Origin of the sequence: Curvibacter lanceolatus ATCC 14669, assembly GCF_000381265.1 — a bacterium.
GTDB classification, from domain to species: domain Bacteria; phylum Pseudomonadota; class Gammaproteobacteria; order Burkholderiales; family Burkholderiaceae_C; genus Curvibacter; species Curvibacter lanceolatus.
On the sequence record NZ_KB906253.1, the window covers coordinates 571,415 to 589,349 of the forward strand.

Annotated in this window: 16 protein-coding genes; 10 read left to right on the plus strand and 6 right to left on the minus strand. The window is 67.2% G+C overall.

The window, feature by feature from the left end; translation table 11 throughout:
- Positions 1-64 precede the first annotated feature (64 nt).
- The 6 genes from F624_RS0102690 (at position 65) to F624_RS0102720 (ending at position 6,192) form a co-directional block, all read left to right on the plus strand.
- Positions 65-1,414 carry a chloride channel protein gene (locus F624_RS0102690; RefSeq protein WP_043425202.1) on the plus strand — a complete coding sequence of 450 codons (1,350 nt, stop codon included), beginning with the start codon at positions 65-67 and terminating at the stop codon, positions 1,412-1,414.
- 30 nt (positions 1,415-1,444) lie between these two features.
- On the plus strand, positions 1,445-1,915 hold the full coding sequence (locus F624_RS36370) for a helix-turn-helix domain-containing protein (protein ID WP_337955929.1): 471 nt from the start codon (positions 1,445-1,447) through the stop codon (positions 1,913-1,915).
- 2 nt (positions 1,916-1,917) lie between these two features.
- Positions 1,918-3,252 (plus strand): type II toxin-antitoxin system HipA family toxin, encoded by a 1,335-nt coding sequence (locus F624_RS0102700; protein ID WP_031253898.1) that lies wholly within the window; start codon positions 1,918-1,920, stop codon positions 3,250-3,252.
- Between the two features lie 82 nt (positions 3,253-3,334).
- Positions 3,335-4,312: an MYG1 family protein gene (locus F624_RS0102705; RefSeq protein ID WP_019572718.1), complete on the plus strand. Its 978-nt coding sequence runs from the start codon at positions 3,335-3,337 to the stop codon at positions 4,310-4,312.
- 389 nt (positions 4,313-4,701) lie between these two features.
- Positions 4,702-5,340 carry an FABP family protein gene (locus tag F624_RS0102715; protein WP_019572720.1) on the plus strand — a complete coding sequence of 213 codons (639 nt, stop codon included), beginning with the start codon at positions 4,702-4,704 and terminating at the stop codon, positions 5,338-5,340.
- Positions 5,341-5,397: 57 nt separating this feature from the next.
- Positions 5,398-6,192, plus strand: coding sequence for a class I SAM-dependent methyltransferase (locus tag F624_RS0102720; RefSeq protein WP_019572721.1), 795 nt, complete (start codon positions 5,398-5,400; stop codon positions 6,190-6,192).
- A 22-nt stretch (positions 6,193-6,214) separates the two neighbouring features.
- Here F624_RS0102720 and F624_RS0102725 read toward each other — a convergent pair whose 3' ends face one another.
- Complete coding sequence (locus tag F624_RS0102725) at positions 6,215-7,186, minus strand: LysR family transcriptional regulator (protein ID WP_019572722.1); 972 nt, start codon at positions 7,184-7,186, stop codon at positions 6,215-6,217.
- 2 nt (positions 7,187-7,188) lie between these two features.
- On the opposite strand from F624_RS0102725, the gene F624_RS0102730 reads away from it, so the two are divergent.
- Complete coding sequence (locus F624_RS0102730; RefSeq protein ID WP_019572723.1) at positions 7,189-8,511, plus strand: MFS transporter; 1,323 nt, start codon at positions 7,189-7,191, stop codon at positions 8,509-8,511.
- Positions 8,512-8,532: 21 nt separating this feature from the next.
- Here the strand turns inward: F624_RS0102730 and F624_RS0102735 are convergent, their stop codons facing one another.
- The 3 genes from F624_RS0102735 to F624_RS0102745 form a co-directional block, all read right to left on the minus strand.
- A complete protein-coding gene (locus tag F624_RS0102735; RefSeq protein WP_019572724.1) occupies positions 8,533-9,612 on the minus strand; it encodes a DnaJ C-terminal domain-containing protein in 1,080 nt (359 codons plus the stop codon).
- A 186-nt stretch (positions 9,613-9,798) separates the two neighbouring features.
- The gene (locus F624_RS0102740; RefSeq protein WP_019572725.1) at positions 9,799-10,845 is read right to left on the minus strand and encodes a histone deacetylase family protein; all 1,047 of its coding nucleotides are present in this window, start codon (positions 10,843-10,845) and stop codon (positions 9,799-9,801) included.
- A 75-nt stretch (positions 10,846-10,920) separates the two neighbouring features.
- Positions 10,921-11,223, minus strand: a complete 303-nt coding sequence (locus F624_RS0102745; protein ID WP_084679385.1) for a tripartite tricarboxylate transporter substrate-binding protein — start codon at positions 11,221-11,223, stop codon at positions 10,921-10,923.
- A gap of 410 nt (positions 11,224-11,633) precedes the next feature.
- Between F624_RS0102745 and F624_RS33195 the strand changes: the two genes are divergently transcribed.
- Entirely contained in the window at positions 11,634-13,808 is a 2,175-nt protein-coding gene (locus F624_RS33195) for a bifunctional diguanylate cyclase/phosphodiesterase (protein WP_169426535.1), read from the plus strand.
- Between the two features lie 4 nt (positions 13,809-13,812).
- Here the strand turns inward: F624_RS33195 and F624_RS0102755 are convergent, their stop codons facing one another.
- Entirely contained in the window at positions 13,813-14,733 is a 921-nt protein-coding gene (locus tag F624_RS0102755) for a LysR family transcriptional regulator (protein WP_051107278.1), read from the minus strand.
- Between the two features lie 136 nt (positions 14,734-14,869).
- On the opposite strand from F624_RS0102755, the gene F624_RS0102760 reads away from it, so the two are divergent.
- Positions 14,870-15,868: an aldo/keto reductase gene (locus tag F624_RS0102760; RefSeq protein WP_019572729.1), complete on the plus strand. Its 999-nt coding sequence runs from the start codon at positions 14,870-14,872 to the stop codon at positions 15,866-15,868.
- A 5-nt stretch (positions 15,869-15,873) separates the two neighbouring features.
- On the opposite strand, the gene F624_RS0102765 is transcribed toward F624_RS0102760, so the two are convergent.
- Positions 15,874-16,530, minus strand: a complete 657-nt coding sequence (locus tag F624_RS0102765; RefSeq protein WP_019572730.1) for a TetR/AcrR family transcriptional regulator — start codon at positions 16,528-16,530, stop codon at positions 15,874-15,876.
- Positions 16,531-16,686: 156 nt separating this feature from the next.
- Here F624_RS0102765 and F624_RS0102770 point away from each other — a divergent pair, with 156 nt between their 5' ends.
- Complete coding sequence (locus F624_RS0102770) at positions 16,687-17,928, plus strand: efflux RND transporter periplasmic adaptor subunit (RefSeq protein ID WP_019572731.1); 1,242 nt, start codon at positions 16,687-16,689, stop codon at positions 17,926-17,928.
- Positions 17,929-17,935: the final 7 nt, after the last annotated feature.

Sequence of the window (17,935 nt, forward strand, 5' to 3'; positions counted from 1 at the left end):
ACAAATACAATTAATCATTCCTATGCAGCCCAGGCTCCGGGCCACTCAACCCCACGACCCCACCATGAAACAGCATCCCCAGGTCATGCAGGCCATCCGCCGAGAGCTTTCCGATTGGCGTCTGTGGTCGGTGCGCGCGGTGGTGATGGGCTTTGCCGTGCTGGCGGGCCTCACGGTGGTGCTGTTCACCTGGCTGACCGAACAGGCCCTGGAGGCTTTTCATGGCCTGCAGCACCTGGCCTGGTGGTCGCCCCTGCTGTGGACGCCGCTGGGCACGGCCGCGGTGGTGTGGCTGACGCGACGCTTTGCCGCCGGCGCGGCGGGCTCGGGCATTCCGCAGGTCATGGCCGCCTTGACGCCGGGGCTGCCGGCGCCTGCCAGCGCCTGGTTTGTATCGCTGCGGCTGACCCTGGCCAAGATGCTGCTCACCGCCAGCGGCCTGCTGTGCGGCCTGTCCTTGGGGCGTGAGGGCCCGTCGGTGCAGATCGCCGCCGGCGTGATGCACTCGGCGCGGCGATTCCTGAAACCCGGCGGCCCGGTGTCCGAGCAGGGCCTGCTGATCGCGGGTGGCGCAGCCGGCATTGCCGCGGCCTTCAACACGCCCCTGGGCGGCATCATGTTCGCCATCGAAGAGCTGTCGCGCAAGCCTGAGCAACGCAGCAACGGCCTGATCATGGCCGCCATTGTGCTGTCGGGGCTGATGGCGGTGTCGGTGTACGGCAATGCCACGTATTTCGGGGTGATCCGGCCGGGCGCGGTCGACCTGGCCTTGTTGGGGCCCGCGCTGGCCGTGGCCGGGGTGGCGGGGCTGGCCGGGGGGCTGTTTTCGCGCCTGATGGTGGCCTCGCTCAGCATGGCCTCGGGCGATGTGTTCACGCGCTGGCGCCGCGCCTACCCGGTGCGCTTTGCCGCCGGCTGCGGCCTGGCCGTGGCCGTGATGGGCCTGGCCAGCGACGGGGCCACCTTCGGCAGTGGCTACCAGCACACCCGCGGCCTGCTCGAAGGGCCGCAGGATGCCAACCCCCTGTACGTGCTGCTGAAGTTCATGGCCACCTGGGTGACCAGCTGGTCGGGCGTGCCGGGCGGCATTTTTGCGCCCTCGCTGGCCATCGGCGCCGGCATCGGCAATGACCTGGCCCAGTGGCTCCACCCGGCCCAGGCCAGCACCCTGATCGCCCTGGGCATGGCGGGCTTTCTGGCCGCGGCCACGCAGGCGCCGCTCACCGCCTTCATCATCGTGATGGAAATGGTCGACGGCCACGGCCTGGTGCTGAGCCTGATGGCCAGCGCCCTGGTGGCCAGTGCGGTGTCGCGCCTGATCAGCCTGCCGCTGTACGCCTCGCTGGCCCACCTGCAGTGGCTGCGCCTGCCGGAGGGGTTGCGGGGGCGGGGTGAGGCGGCGCCATCGGCCTGAAGGTGATCGCCATCGAGCCGGCGCACATAGATGACTGGCTGGATCCTCTGTCACAAACAGCCGAAAATTTCTCCCTGGTCGCTGTTCGATCCCGACCACAACGCATCGCTTCTGGCGATATCTCTAATTTATCGGCTTGAGCGATTTATTGCATTTATCGACAATGGCGATACAATGAAAGTATCAGCATTGGCGATACTTTCGTCTCACCCCTGCCCTATGAATCAACTGCTCTCTGTACCTAGCCAAGTCGGCCTCGTCCTTCGAGCCGTGCGCAAAAGCGCCAAGATGAGCCAGAAGCAGTTGGCCGCAAAACTTGGCTTGAGCCAAAACCGCGTGTCCGAACTGGAGACTGACCCGGGCTCCATGCGCGTGGATCAACTGCTTGCCGTCATATCCGTTCTGGGCCTCGAATTGCAAGTGCAGACCCGGGGCGGCTCGCCCGTTGCCGGAAGCGAGGGCGGTCGAGGCGAACCGACCGCTGGCAAGGTGGAATGGTAATCATGGGGCGTGCAACGCGTGTTCGCGCCCTCTCCGTCTGGGCCAATGGGGAGCGGGTGGGCACCTGGACCCTCCCGGCCCGTGGCGATATGGAGTTCGTCTACGACGCTGGCTGGATGGCCTCGGCGGCGGGTCGACCACTGTCTCTGTCCATGCCTTTCACGGGCGCGCAGGCGCTGCGCGGGGCCCCGGTCAACAACTACTTCGAAAACCTGTTGCCCGATAGCGAGCCCATCCGAAAGCGCCTGGCCACCCGATTCAAGACAGACACCCTGGACGCATTTGATCTGCTCGAAGCCATCGGACGTGATTGTGTGGGCGCCATCCAGCTACTCGGCGCTGAAGAGTCGCCGGTCAACGTCGCAAGCATCGAGGGCACGCCACTCAACGAGGGTGAGGTGGAGGCACTGCTGCAGCTGGCTGCGGGCTCAGGCCCGCACCCGGGCGTGGAAGATGATGAAAACTTCCGCATCTCGCTTGCGGGCGCCCAAGAGAAGACGGCGCTCTTGTGGCATGAAGGGCAATGGAAACGCCCCCATCGCTCCACTCCCACCACGCACATCCTGAAGCTGCCCATCGGACTGGTGGGTGCACGCAAGGCCGATTTTGGAACCTCGGTGGAAAACGAGTGGCTCTGCATGGAACTGATGCGTGAGTTCGGTCTGCCGACTGCCACAACGGAAATTCTCCAGTTCGGGAGCCAAAAGGTTCTCTCTGTCGAGCGATTCGACAGGCAGATGCATTCGTCAGGCACCTGGCTGCTACGCCTTCCCCAAGAAGATTTCTGCCAAGTCAGTGGCACAGCGCCCCACCGCAAGTACGAGGCTGATGGCGGACCCGGTATGGCGGACATCGCCAGGGTTCTCTCTGGCTCCGTGAACGCGGAGATGGACCTCAAGAATTTTCTCAAGACGCAGTTGCTATTTTGGATGCTCGCCGCGCCTGACGGTCACGCCAAGAACTTCAGCCTGCGCATCTTGCCACTTGGCCGCTACAAGCTCACGCCGCTCTACGACGTGATGTCCATCTGGCCCTTTGAAGGAAACGGCGCAAACCAGTTTTCTTGGTACAAAGCCAAGCTCGCCATGGCGCTGCAAGGCAAGAATCGGCACGACAGCTTCAAGGACATTCAGCGTCGCCACTTCAACGCAACCGCAGAAAAGTTCTTCCAGCGCGAAAGTGCAGAGGATGTCATCAAGGAAGTGCTTGAGGACCTGGAGCAGGCCATCGCAGCTGTCACCGCTCGACTGCCCACTGGCTTCCCGGAGAGGGTTGCTCTCTCAGTCTTCGCTGGCCTTCGGCGCATGTCTCACATTCTGGCCGACTCGACACCCTGACTCGCGTGTTCGCTCGGCTTGGAAGGCTGCTGAATGACGAACTCCGAGATTCGAGGGCAAGCGCAGTCCATAAAATGCCCCCATGACCGAACACAAGACCATCGCCACCCACAGTGGCAGCTTCCACGCCGACGACGTTTTTGGCGTGGGCGTGCTCATGGGGGTGCATCCCTCGCACACCCTGATCCGCACCCGCAAGAACGAACAGATCGAGGCCGCCGATTTCGCGGTTGATGTGGGGGGCCTGTGGGATGCTGACCGCGGCCGTTTCGACCACCACCAGCGCGGCTTTGACGGGGCCCGCCCGGCCCGCGTGGTGGACGGCGCAAGCCAGCCCGGTGTGGGCTATGCCAGCGCCGGCCTGGTGTGGGCGGCGCATGGCGCCGACTACGTGCGCGCCCTGGCGCAGGCCCAGGGCCATGCCTTGGACGATGCCGGCGTGGCCGAGGTGGTGCGTTCGATCGACGCCTCGCTGGTGCAGTACCTCGACATCGTGGACACCGGGCAGGGCGATGTGGCGCCCGGCATCTTTGGCCTGTCAGCGCTGATCTCGCAGCTCAACACCCACTGGATGGACGAACAGGGCCTGACGCAAGACACCAAGGCCGCCCTGCAGGAGACCCGCTTCCGCGAGGCGATCGCCATCACCCGCCGCTTTCTGGACCACGCCATCGTGCGCAAGATCTCGCAGCTGCGCGCCAAGGAAACCGTGCGCCGCGCCCCGCGCCTGCTCGACGGGCGCGTGCTGCACCTGCGCGAGGGCGGCATGCCCTGGACGCACGTGGTGCTCGAAGAAATGCCCGAGGTGCTGCTGGTGATCTACCCCGATTCGGACGGCGACCAGTACCAGATCAAGACCGTGCCGGTCGAGGCCGGTTCGTTCACCGCCAAGATGGACCTGCCCGAGGCCTGGGCCGGCCTGCGCGAGCAGGAGATGGCGGCCGTCACCGGCGTGGCCGACAGCGTGTTCTGCCACATGAACCTGTTCATTGCCGGCGCCCGCAGCCAGGCCGGTGCGGTGCGCCTGGCCGAGCTGGCCCTGCAATCCGCTGGCCGCTGAAACCCCGGGGCAGGGTGCGCAGTTTTCCCTGCAAACCCTGAACAACACTGTGGATAAGCCGTGCCCAGGGGGCTGAAAGCCAGGGCAAGTGCTTGATTCACAAGGGCTTGTGTTGCGCTGCTCAATTGTTGGGCAAGTGCTGGCGCCAGGCTTGTCGGGGGGGCTGTTGGGCTCAATTATCGGAAATTATCTTGGTTTGGATAAATTATCTGAATCAAGATAAAAACGGATAAATCAGGGGCGCGGGCATCTTGTTACGCGCAAGCCAGGCCAGGGCGCGCACCCGTTCTATGATCCAGGGCGCCGGCTCACCGCTGCCGTCCTGGGCTCGCTGGAGTCGGGCGCCGAGGGGGGCCGGCATCGGCACCAACCCACGAATCTGCATCGCCATGTCGCAAACCTTCGCCCAGGACATCTACACCGAGCCCTCCAACCTTGACTTCAACACGCTGGCCAATCTGGGCCCGCTGGCCCCCATGGCCGGGGTGTGGGAGGGCAGCCGCGGGCTGGACGTCAAACCCAAGGCCGATGGCCCGCGCAAGCAGGCCTATGTCGAGCGCATCGAGCTGCAACCCATCGACCCCCAGACCAACGGCCCGCAACTGCTGTACGGCCTGCGCTACCACGTGCACGTGGTCAAGCCCGGCCAGACCAAGACCTACCACGACCAGGTCGGCTACTGGCTGTGGGAGCCCGCCACCGGCACGGTGATCCAGACCCTGGCCATCCCGCGCGGCCAGATCGCCATGGCGGTAGGCCAGGCCGCCCCCGATGCCAAGCGCTTCGAGCTGGTCTCCACCCTGGGCGACACGCACGCCAACATCAGCTCCAACCCGTTTCTGGACCACGCCTTCAAGACGGTCGAGTACCGCATCGAGGTCACCATCCACCCCGACGGCAGCTGGGGCTACAGCGAAGACACGGTGCTGATGATCCGGGGCCAGACCGAGCCCTTCCACCACACCGACCGCAACCACCTGTTCAAGGTGGCTGAGCCGACCCCCAATCCGATGGCCCGACCGGCCTGATCAAGCTGTTGGCGCCTCAGCTCGGCACCCGAGCGTTGCATTCAAGAAGCCCTGCGCATGACCCAGCCCCTTCCAGACCCCACGCCTGCACCGGTCCATGAGGCCGCTCAACAGGGGTTTTCGCATGCGGCCCAGGCCTACGCCCAGGGCCGCCCCGACTACCCGGCCGAGTTGCTGCCCTGGCTGCAGCAGGCCCTGGGCCTGGCCCCGGGGCGCCAGGTGCTGGACCTGGGTGCGGGCACCGGCAAGTTCACCCGGCTGCTGGCCCGTACCGGCGCGCAGGTGACGGCGGTCGAGCCGGTGGCTGAGATGCGGGCCCAGTTGGCGGCTGCCCTGCCGGGGGTGCCCGCGTTGGGCGGCACCGCCGAGGCCTTGCCCCTGCCCGACGCCTCGGTCGACGCCGTGGTGTGCGCGCAGGCCTTCCACTGGTTTGCCAATGAGGCCGCGCTGCAGGAGATCCACCGCGTGCTGCGCCCCGGTGGCTGCCTGGGGCTGGTCTGGAACGTGCGCGATGAATCGGTCGACTGGGTGGCCCGGCTGACCGCCTTGATCACCCCGCACGAGGGCGATGCGCCGCGCTTTTACAAGGGCGATTGGCGCCGACCTTTCACCGGCCGCTGGTTCGCGCCGCTGGAGCTGAGCCGGTTCAGCTACCAGCATGTGGGCCCGCCGGCCCAGGTGATCGTCGACCGCTTCATGTCGGTCAGCTTCATTGCCGCGCTGCCGCCCGCTGCACAGTCCGAGGTGCGCCAGCAATTGCAAGATCTGGTCGCTCAGCACCCGGCCCTGCGCGGCCAGAGCACCGTGGCCTTTCCCTACCAGACCGAGGCCTACCTGGCCCGCCGGCTCTGAAACGGCGCAGCGCTGGACCTGCTCAGGCCGGCGGGCTGGCCGCCAGCTCGGCCTTGATCCAGCGGCAGAAGGCCCGCGCCGGGTCGGGCTGGGTGCTGCGCGGGTGGATGAAGGCCAGGTAGCTGCCCTCGCCGCGCACACGCTCCAGCGGCAACTCGGCCAGCAGGCCCTGGTGCAGGTGGCTGGCCACCAGAAACGAAGGCGCCACCAACACCCCGGCGCCGCTCAAGGCCGCCGCGATGGCCAGAAAATAGTGGTCGAAGCCAGCCTGGATGTGCAGGGCCCCCGCCCCCGCCCCCGTGCCCTGTTGGCGCGACCATTGGGCCAGCACGTCGGGCCGTGAGCGGGCCACCAGCAAGGGCCAGCCCTGCACCGGCGTGTGCTGCCAGCGGCGCAGCTGATCGGGGGTGGCCACGGCCACCAGCTCTTCGTGCGCCAGGTGCCACTGCTCGGCGTGCCCCAGGTTCAGGTCGCGCGTCACCAGCACATCAAAGGCATCGTCGGCCTGCGGCATCGCCAGCGAGGTGGTCAGCTCGACGCTCACCTGGTGCGCCTGCTGAAAGCGCGACAGCGCCGGGATCAGCACCGCCATCGCCAGCGAGGGCAATGAGGTGCGCACCTGCAGCACCGAAGGCCCGGTCATGCGGCTGCGCAGTTGCTGGCTGGTCAGCTCGATGGTGGCCATGGCGTCCTGCACCGTGTCGAAGTACAGGCGCCCCGCATCCGTCAGGCTCAGGCCGGCGCCGCCGCGTCTAAACAGGGGCTGACCCAGCCAGGCCTCCAGCGTGGCCACATGCCGGCTGACACCGCTTTGCGTCAGGCCCAGGTGCTGGCCCGTGCGCTTGAAGCTGCCCCAGCGGGCCGCCTCGACAAACACCCGCAGAGCGTTCAGCGGCACCTGCTCGGGGCGCCCCGGGCGGGGCAGGGTGGCGGTGGGATCGGGACCGGGATCAGGATCAGGATCGGGCCGGTGGGGGGTATCTGATTCACTCATGGATGTTCTCCATTTTCCTCATTCTGGTCCCCCTTGCGGCCAGCCGCCGCGGCATCATGCCCGGCATGGTTTCCATCGCCTCTCCAAACACCGCCTCTGACAAGCCCCTGCCCCAGGCCCACACGCCCATGCCGGCCGAAGCCCGGCGCAGCCTGCTGGCCGCCAGCGTGGCCCACGCAGTGCACGACGGCATGACCGATCTGATCTATGTGCTGTTGCCGCTCTGGCAGAGTCAGTTTGGCCTGTCGCTGGCCTTCACCGGGGCCATGCGTGGCTTGTATGCCGCCTGCATGGCAGGCTTTCAGGTGCCGGCCACGCGCCTGGCGCGGCGCTGGGGCCGGCCCGCCTTGCTGGTGGGGGGCACCGTGCTGGTGGCCCTGGCCTACCTGGTGGCTGGGCTCAGCGGTGCCCTGCCGGTGGTGTGTGGCGCGCTCTTGCTGGGCGGGCTGGGCGCCAGCACCCAACACCCCCTGGCCTCGGCCCTGGTGGCCGATGCCTACGCCGGCCACCGGGTGCAGGCCCGGCGCGCGCTGGCCAGCTACAACTTTGCCGGCGATCTGGGCAAGACGGCCGTGCCGGCCGGGGTGGGGGCCTTGCTGATGTGGCTGAGCTGGCAGCACAGCCTGATCGCCGTGGGCCTGCTGGGGCTGGGGGCGGCCGCCGGCCTGGCCTGGCTGCTGCGCGCTCCGCCGCTGCAGGGCGCGGCGGCCGATGGCGGGCCGGCCCAGCCGGCACCGCTGCCGCAGCAGGCGCTGGTGCCGCCACCCACTTGGGGCTTTGCAGCACTGGCCGCCACCGGGGTGGTGGACAGCGGCACGCGCATGGGCTTTCTGACCTTTCTGCCCTTTGTGTTGTCGGCCAAGGGGGCCGGGGCAGCTGGCACCGGCCTGGCGCTGGGCCTGCTGTTTGTGGGCGGGGCCCTGGGCAAGCTGCTGTGCGCGGTGCTGGAGCGCCACCTGGGCCTGCTGCGCACGGTGTGGCTCACCGAAGGCGCCACGGCCCTGTGCATCGTGGGCACGCTGCTGCTGCCTTGGTGGGGGGCGCTGGCCCTGATGCCCCTGCTGGGCTTGATGCTCAATGGCACCTCGTCGGTGTTGTATGGCTGCGTGCCCGATCTGGTGCCGCCCGAGGGGCGTGACCGTGCCTTTGCCCTGTACTACACCGCCACCATCGGGGCCGGCGCCATCGCGCCCAGCCTGTTTGGCTGGCTGGGCGATCAGTGGGGCGTGGCCCAGGCCATGCAGGCGGTGGCCGCCTTTGTGTTGCTCACGCTGCCCTTGACCTGGGTGGTCCGGCAGGCGTTGGCCGGGCAGGGCCGGGACTGAAGGGAGATGGGCCGGGGTGGCTCAGTCCTTGGCGCCAGGCGCCGCCTTGGGCTGCCAGCCGGCCAGTTGCCGGCGCCAGCGGCCCAGGGCGCTGTCCGGCTGGGCATCGGCCGCGCGCGCCGAGGCGGCGGCCAACTGATCCAGCAGCGCCTGCTGCTCGGCATTGGGCGATTCCGGAAAACTCGGCACCACCTTGACGATGTAGTCGCCACGCGGCCCGTTGGGCCGCTCCGGAAAGCCCTGCCCACGCAGGCGGTACACCAGGGCGTCGCGGTTCAGGCGCATGTGCTGCAGGCCCTCGGGGGCCGGCACCTCCACCCATTGGTTGGCGGCCCAGGCGTAGCCGCACACCGGGATCTCGCAGCGCAGCTGGCCGTCTTCCAGCACAAAGAAGGGGTGGGGCTCGATCTCGAGGTGCAGCTCCAGCCCCAGCTCGATGCCGTCGTGCAGCGTGCCGGGCACGCTGAGTTCGTCACCGGCGCGCACGCCTGGTGGGATGCGCACATGGCGGCGGTAGCTGATCGAGCGCTGGCCCGTGCCCTCACAGGGCGCGCAGCGCTCGCGCTGGCGGCCGTCGCCTTCGCAGTCGGGGCAGGTTTCTTGCGTCCACAGCCAGCCAAAAAGCGCAGGCTTGGGGCGCGTGCCTTTGCCCTGGCAGCCCGGGCAGGCGCTGGCCAGCACCCGGTGGCCCTGCCCTTGGCAGGCCGGGCAGGTGTGGGTGAAGCGCCCGCGCAGGGTGCGCACGCAGCCCAGGGTGGCTTCTTCGATGGACAGGCTCACCTGGCGCACCGTCACCTCGCGCGGTGAATGGGGCGGCGGCGATGGGGGCGGTGCCGCTTTGTCGGCGGCTGGTTTCGCCGCCGGTTTGGCCGCGGGCTTGGGGGCTGGCTTGGCCGCGGGTGGCGCCTCGGGCGCTTCGTCACGCAGGCCGCGCAGGTGGTGGTAGGCCTTGTTGATGCGCTGGGTGCGGCTGGCCGCGTCGCGGCTGGGGTTGCGGTCGGGGTGCCAGCGTGACACCAGGCGGCGCCAGGCGGCCTTCAGTTGTTCATCGCTGGCAGTGGGGGGCAGGCCCAGTTCGCGGTAGGCCTCGTGCTTGTCCATGGGGGTGTGTTTCTTGGCGTGGCGTGTCGGCCAACGGGGCAGGTGCCCGCAGGCGCTGGCGGCCAGGGGCGCATCGTAGCAGGCCGCCAGCCCGACGCCGGTGCAGACTGTGAAAGAACGTCAGCCTGGCTCAGCCACCGCCTGGGGGCGGCGAGCGCTGCCACGAACCATTGGATACACCTGCCCTCAGCCCGCAAAGCCCTGCAGCACATTGACCACGTTGATGCCCACGTCGGCCACAGCGTAGCCGCCTTCCATCACAAACACCGTGGGCAGCCCAGCCGCCGCGAGGGTGGCCCCCACCTGCAGGTAGTCGGCACTGGCCAGCTTGAACTGCGAGATCGGGTCGCCCTCGAAGGTGTCCACCCCCAGCGACACCACCAGCGCCTCGGCCCCGAAGCGGGCGATGGCGTCCAGCCCCTGCTGCAGGGCGGCCCGCCAGGTGGCGAAGTCGCTGCCAGTGGGCAGGGGCAGGTTCAGGTTGCAGCCCCGCCCCTCGCCCTCACCGGTCTCGTCGGCATAGCCCAGGTAGAAGGGGTACTCGGTGCGCGGGTCGCCATGCACCGACACCGTCAGCACATCACCGCGCTCATAGAAGATGGTCTGGGTGCCGTTGCCGTGGTGGTAGTCGATGTCCAGCACGGCCACGCGGCGGGCGCCCGCATCGCGCAAGGTCTGGGCCGCCACGGCGGCGTTGTTGATGAAGCAGTAGCCGCCAAAGAAGTCGGGCCCGGCATGGTGGCCGGGTGGGCGGGTGAGGGCCATGGCGGCCCGCGCCTCAGGCGCCGGCCCGCTCACGGCCAGCGCGGCTTCGATGGCGCAGCGCGCGCCGGCCAGCGCCGCCGTCCAGGTGCCCGCGGTGATGGGGCTGCCCGAATCAAACGAGAAGCGTCCCAGGCGGGCCGTGAAGTTGGTGCTGGGCGCCTCGTGCCTGAAGCCCCGCACCGGCCAGATCGAGGGCAGGATGTCCAGCTCGGCATTGGCCGGGTTCAGGGCCACCCAGTCGTCCCAGGCCTGGGCCAGAAAATCCAGGTAGGGCGCGCTGTGCACGCGGTGCAAGGGGCCCAGATCGGGCTCGCCCGGCTGGCGCAGCGGGCCCACGGGGCGGCGCTGCAGCTCGTTGATCACGTAGTCGAGGCGGCTGGGGTTTTCGTGGCAGGGCACCAGGCGGCCCCGGAACATTTCCTGGCGGCCATCGTGCAGGTGGTGCTGGGGGTTGTGGAAGATGATCATGCAGGCGCTGGCAGGCTGAAGACGAAAGGCCAGAGTTTAGCTACCGGCGCGCACGCCGTGGCTGTCTCTCTAGCCTCAATCGGCGGTGATGCCGGCGCTTTTCACGATCTGCGCATAGCGCGTGTATTCCTGGCCCACCTGTTGTGCAAAGGCCCGTGGAGACAGCCTGGGCGTTTCAATGCCTTGGGCGGCCAGCTCCTTGCGAGCCGCAGGGCTGCGCGGGATGCGATTGACCTCGTTGCTCAGCGGGTCCAGCACGGCCTGTGGCGTGCCAGCCGGTGCAAACAGGCCGAACCAGGTACCGGCCCGAAAGCCCGCACAGGTCTCGGCCACGGTGGGCACCTCGGGCAGCAGATCGCGCCGGGCGTCGCAGGGCAGTTTTTTTGCAGACTCGGCAGGATGGTGATCGGCCCATCACCCCCCACCAGCAGGTTGGGGCCTTCGGGCGTGGTGCAGTCGCCGTCCGAGGGTGATCTTGGCGGTCCATTCTGTAGGCCAAGGCTGTGCAGGCTTGATGGGCTATTCATATGGATGGATTGAAGTTGAATCATGCTGGTCATTTATATATAAATAATCACATAAATGATTTTTTGCGTATGATTATGGGGTTTTGTGCATGACCCATAAATCAATGCAGCACGCTTCAGAAAATCAGAAATCGGCCGAATAAGAGGGAGCGTTTCTGATGATTCATGCACAAATCAATTTTTGCCGCGATGCCCAGGCCCACCGTGCTGGGGATATTGCGATGGGGGCAGCCGGCATTTGGGGTCCTGATCATTGCCACCATGTGGCTTCTCGGGTGGACTTATCTGCAACAGGACCAGCAACGGACCGAGGCAGAGGCCTACCGGCGCTCCGAGGCCTCCACCCAGGCCTATGAGTCGTACATCCTGCGGGCCTTGCAGCAGATCGACCAACTGGCCGAATTGGTGGCCGGCAACGCCCAACTGATCCGGTCGGATGAAGCGCTCACCACCCTGCTGCTGCAGGCTTTGCAGCACCAACCCAGCCTGGGCAGCCTCTATGTGACCAACGAAAAGGGCGATGTGGTGGCCGCGGCCCTGAGCAAGGGCAAGGTGACGGCGGCGGGCTCTGCGGCCGACCGCCTGTATTTTCAGGTTCACAAGGAGCGGCGCGTCCAGGGCCTGTATGTGGGCCAGCCTGCCATCGGCCGGGTCAGCCGCCAGTGGGTGATCCACCTGAGCCGGGCCCGCTTGCATGCCGATGGTTCATTTGCCGGCGTGGTGGTGGCCACCGTCAACCCCGAATACCTGGTGGATATCTACAACGAGGCCCAATTCGGCCAGCGGGGGCTGGTCAGTGTGACGGGGATGGATCAGGTCTTGCGGGCCCGGCGCAGCGGTGAATCCCTTCAGTTTGGTGACCATGGTGGTCAGACGACTTTGGCCCGGCAGATCGAGAAATCACCCAAGGGGATGTTTCTCGCGCAAAGCCATCTGGACGGGGTGTCGCGCTTCATCTCTTATCGGGTGGTGCCGCAATACCAGCTTGTGGTCTATACCGGTTTGGCCTCTGACGAGGTATTTGCCCATTACCAGATCAGAAGCGAGCGGCTGATCGAGTTTCTGGGTGCGGCCACCTTTTTCATCTGCCTGGTCACGGCGGGCCTGACCCTGCTGGCGATCCGGCTGGAGCAATCCCGCCGCCGAGCCAGCCTGGCCGAGGACAGATTCCAGGCCGCGGCGCACGCCCAGCTCGATCCTTTCATGATGCTGGCGGCGATCCGGCTTGAAGACGGCGGCCTCAGCGGCTTTCGCTGTGATCTGGCCAACCCCCACGCCCAGCAATGGATGGACGACAAATCGGGCGGCCTGGTCGGACAGGTGGTGGAGCCGCTGATGCCCGCCGTGCTGCGGCCGCACCTGGGCCGGCTGTATGCGCAGGCGCTCAGCACCCGCACCGCCATTGAAGATGAGTTTTCGTGGGAGACCCCGCAAGGCGATGTGCGGCGTGTGGTGCAGCAGATCGTGCCGGTGGGCGATGGCCTGGCCATCACCATGCGCGATGTCACCCAGGCCCACGCGCGGGAGCAGTTGCTGCAGGAGCAGCGTGCCGCGCTGGAAAGGAGCGAGCGGCAGCTGCTGGCCATCACCAACAACGTGCCGGCGCTGATTACCTGCGTGGACCGTGACCTGGTCATCACCTTTGTCAACGACACCTACCAGCGCTGGTATGGCCCGGATGCGATGCCGCCTTTGGGCAAGGCCCTGTCTGAGCACTGGAGCCCGGCCCTGTGCGAGCAACGCCTGCCTTATGTCGAGCGCGCGCTGGATGGCGAGCGTGTCGAGTTCCTGGTCACCTCCGAGACCACCAGCGGCCTGCGCACCCTGCAGAACATCTACATCCCCGACTGGAGCAGCGACAGTGTGGTGCAGGGCGTGTACCTGCTCAGCTTTGACATCACCGACTTCAAGCGCACCGAGGCCGAACTGTCGCGCCTGCTGTACCAGGACGCCCTGACCGGGCTGGACAACCGGCTTCGGCTCAACGAGGCCTTGCCCCAGGCCATTGCCCGTGCGCGGCGCTCGGGCAAACACATCGGCCTGCTGTTTCTTGATGTCGACAGATTCAAGAGCATCAACGACACCCATGGCCACGCCATCGGGGACGAGGTGCTCAAGAAGATCGCCCGGCGGCTGACACAGGCCGTGCGTGAGACCGATCGGGTGGTGCGGCTGGCCGGCGACGAGTTTGTGATCCTGCTCGAGGACCTGGGCAGCCCGCAGGAGGCCGACGGGGTGGCGGCCAAGATCGTCGAGCAGTTCAAGGCCCCGTTGGCGCTGGACAAGACGGCCTTGCAGGTCACTGTCAGCGTGGGCGTGGCCTGCAGCGATGGCACCACGGCCGCCGATGGCAAGGAGTTGCTGAAGTTGGCAGACACCCAGCTTTATGTGGCCAAGGCAGCCGGGCGCAATGCGTTTGCCTCCAAAGCGGCTTGAGTGCTCAGGGGTGGCGCTCGCGCACCAGTTCGATGAAGGCGCGCAGGCCCGCGGGCACCAGGCGCTGGCTGGGGTAGTACAGAAAAAAGCCGGTCTCGGCGGGCCGCCAGTCGTCCAGCACGGTGATCAGCCGGCCGGCCGCCAGGGCCTGCTGCGCGTACTGCTGGTAGACGAAGGCCAGCCCCAGGCCTTGTTCGGCGGCCTGCACCATCAGGCGCATGTCGCCCAGGGCCAGCGGGCCGTCCACCGCGACCTCGACGCGCTCATCACCCTGGGCGAACTCCCAGCGGTAGAAGGTGCCGTTTGGAAAGCGCAGGCGAATGCAGGGGTGCTCGATCAGCTCGCGCGGGTGGGCCGGCCGCCCATGCCGGGCCAGGTGCTCGGGTGAGGCCACGACGATGAAGCGCTGCGGCGGCCCCAGCGGCACGGCCACCATGTCCTGCTGCAGGCTCTCGCCAAAGCGCACCCCCGCGTCAAAGCCCCGGGCCACGATGTCGACCAGGCTGTCGTCGCCCACCAACTCCACCCGCATGCCGGGGTGCCGGGCCAGAAAGAGCGGCACCAGCGGGGCCAGTACCCAGTCGCAGGCTGCCCGCGGGGCGTTGATGCGCAAGGTGCCATGGGGCGAAGTGCGCAGGTCTTCGATGGCCGCCAAGGCCTGGGTGATTTCGGCCAGCGCCGGGGCCAGGCGGGCCAGCAGGCGTTCGCCGGCTTCGGTGGGCGCCACGCTGCGCGTGGTGCGGTTCAGCAGGCGCACGCCCAGGCGAGCCTCCAGGGCGCGCAGCGTGTGGCTCAGCGCCGAAGGCGAAACGCCCAGTTCGATGGCGGCCTGGCGGAAGTTGCGCGTCCGGGCCACGGCGGCGAAGGCGTGCAGATCGTTCAGGCCGGCAGGCTTGGGCACATGGGAGGCAGGGGATGGTGTCATTGTTGAAAATTGTTCAACAGCTCATGTTTGATTGTGCGTATTGTTGCATGTGTCTTTCGGGCTTACGCTCGCGGCCATAGAGGCACTCGATCAACCCAGGCGGCCCGGTGCCGCCACGCAAGACAGGAGTTTTCGCATGCAACAACGTCAATTGGGGGCCGGCGGCCCCTTGGTATCGGCCCTGGGCCTGGGCTGCATGGGCATGAGCGAGTTTTATGGGCCCAGCGACGACGAGCAGTCGATGCTCACCCTGGCCCGTGCGTTGGAGCTGGGCATCCGCCTGTTCGACACCGCCGACACCTATGGCCTGGGCCACAACGAATCGCTGCTGGGCCGCTTCATCGAGCAGGGCGGCCCCGCCCGACGCCAGCAGATGGTGGTGGCCACCAAGTTCGGCATCGTGCGCCAGGCCGGCCAGTACGAGCGCCGCATCGACAACTCACCCGCCTACATCCGGGCCGCCTGCGAGGCCTCGCTGCGCCGGCTGGGGCTGGAGCGCATCGATCTGTACTACTGCCACCGCCGCGACCCGGCCGTGCCCATCGAAGAGGTGGTGGGCGCCATGGCCGATCTGGTGGCCGCCGGCAAGGTGGGGGCCATCGGCCTGTCCGAGGTGTCGGTGCCCACGCTGCGCCGGGCCCATGCCGTGCACCCGGTGGCGGCGGTGCAGAGCGAATACTCGTTGTGGAGTCGCGAGCCCGAAGGCGGCTTGCTGGCCGCCTGCGCCGAACTGGGCACCGCCTTTGTCGCCTACAGCCCGCTGGGCCGGGCCTTTCTGACCGCCACCGTCGACACGGCCCAGTTGGCCGACAACGATTTCCGCAAGCACAACCCCCGCTTTGCCGGTGAAGCCGAAGCCCACAACCGCCAACTGGTGGCCGCGCTGGGGGGATTTGCCGAGGCACGCGGCCTGAGCAACGCCCAGGTCGCACTGGCCTGGCTGTTGAACAAGGCACCCCATGTGATCCCCATCCCGGGCACCCGCCGCATCAGCTACCTGGAGAGCAATGCGGCCAGCGCGGGCATGGCGTTGTCCGCCGATGAGATGGCCTGGCTGGACCGCTTGTTCGACCCCGCCGCCGTGGCCGGGGCGCGCTACCCGGAGGCTGGGTTTGCCGGCGTCGAGCGGGGGTGAAGGCGTCAAGCCGTCCCGGCGGGCTCGGCTGCTTGGGCCAGTTGGGCCAGCTCTTCCTCGGGCATGCCGTAGGCGGTGAAGAAGGTCTGCAGTGCGCGTTTCACCGCCTGCTTGATGCGGGCGGGTGGCATCTCGGTCTCGATGCCCATCAGCAGGGGCATGACGGTTTCACATTCGAGCAGGGCGCCCAGTTGCAAGGTGGCCAGCATGGGGTCGGCCTGGCGCAGTTTGCCGCGGCTCATCTGCAGCTTCAGAAAATCAGCGATCTGTTGCATGCCTTCTTTGGGCCCTTGCTCATGGAAGCGCTGACCGATGTCGCTGCGGCCTGACTCGGCAATCACCAGGCGCCGGGTCTGGATGGCGCCAGCCGAGCACAAAAAGCCCACCACCTGCTCACCAAAGACCTGCAGCGCCCGGGGCAGGTTCTCGGTGTCCTGGTTCAGCGACGACAGCATGGGGTCGAGCTGCTGGTGCGCGGCGTGGTGCATCACGTCGACGAACAACTCTTCCTTGGACTTGAAGTAGCTGTACAGCGTGGCTTTCGACCCGCCGGTCACCTTGGAGATCTCGGCCATCGAAGCGCCCTCAAAACCGGCCTCCATGAACACCTTGGAGGCTGCTTCCAGGATGGCCTCGCGCTTTGCCTCGGTCTTGACTCTCATTCTTTTAATCCTTTACTGAACCAGGGTGTTTAGTTTTGCTTGACTCCATCGGGGGGCTCAATCTAACATGGCGCCACTGTTTTAAACATACCGTACGGTTTGGTTATGACGAAGAAAGACCCTCATCCGCAGCATGCACTTACTGGAGTCCAACCCATGCCCCACCCACTGCGCCGCTTCCTGACCCTCCGTTCGACCAGCACCGTGCTGGCCTTGTCCTGCCTGCTGAGCGCGTGTGGCAAGCCGCCGGGCGGTCCACCGCCCGCCGAAGGCACCCCGGTCATGGGCGTGCTGGCCGTCAAGGCCCAAGCCGTGGGCCTCAGCACCGAGTTGCCGGGCCGCACGGTGCCCTACCTGATTGCCGATGTGCGGCCGCAGGTCAACGGCATCATCAAGACGCGCAGCTTCCGCGAAGGCAGCGACGTCAAGGCCGGCCAGACCCTGTATGAGATCAACCCCGCCACCTACAAGGCTGCCTACGACAGCAGCGTGGCGGCCCTGGGCAAGGCCGAGGCCACCCTGCAATCCACCCGCCTGAAGGCCGAGCGCTACAAGGAGCTGGTGGCCATCAACGCCGTCAGCAAGCAGGACTACGACGACGCCTTCGCCGCCCTGGGCCAGGCGCAGTCCGACGTGGCGGCGGCCAAGGCCAATGTGGAGAGCAGCCGCATCAACCTGGCCTACGCCCGGGTGGATGCGCCCATCTCGGGCCGCATCGGCAAGTCCACGGTCACGCCCGGGGCCCTGGTCACGGCCAGCCAGGCCACGGCCATGGCCACCATCCAGCAACTCGACCCCATCTACGTCGACCTGACCCAGTCCAATGCCTCTTTGCTGCAGCTCAAGCAGGCCCTGGCCCGGGGCGACTTCAAGAAGGCCGGCGCCACGGCCGCCAAGGTGCGCCTGCTGCTGGAAGACGGCAGCGCCTACCCGCTGGAAGGCCGGCTGGAGTTCTCCGATGTGACGGTGGACCAGAGCACGGGCTCGATCACGCTGCGCGCCGTGTTCCCCAACCCCAAGGCCGATCTGCTGCCGGGCATGTATGTGCGCGCCGTGCTGCAAGAGGGCGTGAAGGAGTCGGCCCTGCTGGTGCCGCAGCAGGCGGTCACCCGCGATGGCGCCGGCAAGCCGGTGGCCTATGTGGTGGGCAAGGACAACAAGCTGGAGCGCCGTGCACTTGAGACAGACCGTGCCATCGGCGACCAATGGCTGGTGCGCCGCGGCCTGAGCGAAGGCGAGCAACTGGTGGTGGACGGCCTGCAGCGCGCCGCCCCCGGCATCGAGGTGAAGACCGCGCCCTGGGCCCCCAAGGCCAAGCCTGCCGCAGCCTCAGCCGAAGCGTCCGCCAGTACCGCCCCCTCCACGCCGGCCGCTGAGACCACAGCGTCGGCCCGTTGATCGATCG

Bases quoted from the DNA above. Each gene is read 5' to 3' on its own strand.
- F624_RS0102760 (WP_019572729.1), top strand. From the start codon at position 14,870: ATGCAACAACGTCAATTGGGGGCCGGCGGCCCCTTGGTATCGGCCCTG.
- F624_RS0102770 (WP_019572731.1), top strand. From the start codon at position 16,687: ATGCCCCACCCACTGCGCCGCTTCCTGACCCTCCGTTCGACCAGCACC.
- F624_RS0102740 (WP_019572725.1), bottom strand. From the start codon at position 10,845: ATGATCATCTTCCACAACCCCCAGCACCACCTGCACGATGGCCGCCAG.
- F624_RS0102690 (WP_043425202.1), top strand. From the start codon at position 65: ATGAAACAGCATCCCCAGGTCATGCAGGCCATCCGCCGAGAGCTTTCC.
- F624_RS36370 (WP_337955929.1), top strand. From the start codon at position 1,445: ATGACTGGCTGGATCCTCTGTCACAAACAGCCGAAAATTTCTCCCTGG.
- F624_RS0102765 (WP_019572730.1), bottom strand. From the start codon at position 16,530: ATGAGAGTCAAGACCGAGGCAAAGCGCGAGGCCATCCTGGAAGCAGCC.
- F624_RS0102725 (WP_019572722.1), bottom strand. From the start codon at position 7,186: ATGAGTGAATCAGATACCCCCCACCGGCCCGATCCTGATCCTGATCCC.
- F624_RS0102720 (WP_019572721.1), top strand. From the start codon at position 5,398: ATGACCCAGCCCCTTCCAGACCCCACGCCTGCACCGGTCCATGAGGCC.
- F624_RS0102735 (WP_019572724.1), bottom strand. From the start codon at position 9,612: ATGGACAAGCACGAGGCCTACCGCGAACTGGGCCTGCCCCCCACTGCC.
- F624_RS0102715 (WP_019572720.1), top strand. From the start codon at position 4,702: ATGTCGCAAACCTTCGCCCAGGACATCTACACCGAGCCCTCCAACCTT.
- F624_RS0102755 (WP_051107278.1), bottom strand. From the start codon at position 14,733: ATGACACCATCCCCTGCCTCCCATGTGCCCAAGCCTGCCGGCCTGAAC.
- F624_RS0102730 (WP_019572723.1), top strand. From the start codon at position 7,189: ATGTTCTCCATTTTCCTCATTCTGGTCCCCCTTGCGGCCAGCCGCCGC.
- F624_RS0102705 (WP_019572718.1), top strand. From the start codon at position 3,335: ATGACCGAACACAAGACCATCGCCACCCACAGTGGCAGCTTCCACGCC.
- F624_RS33195 (WP_169426535.1), top strand. From the start codon at position 11,634: ATGTGGCTTCTCGGGTGGACTTATCTGCAACAGGACCAGCAACGGACC.
- F624_RS0102700 (WP_031253898.1), top strand. From the start codon at position 1,918: ATGGGGCGTGCAACGCGTGTTCGCGCCCTCTCCGTCTGGGCCAATGGG.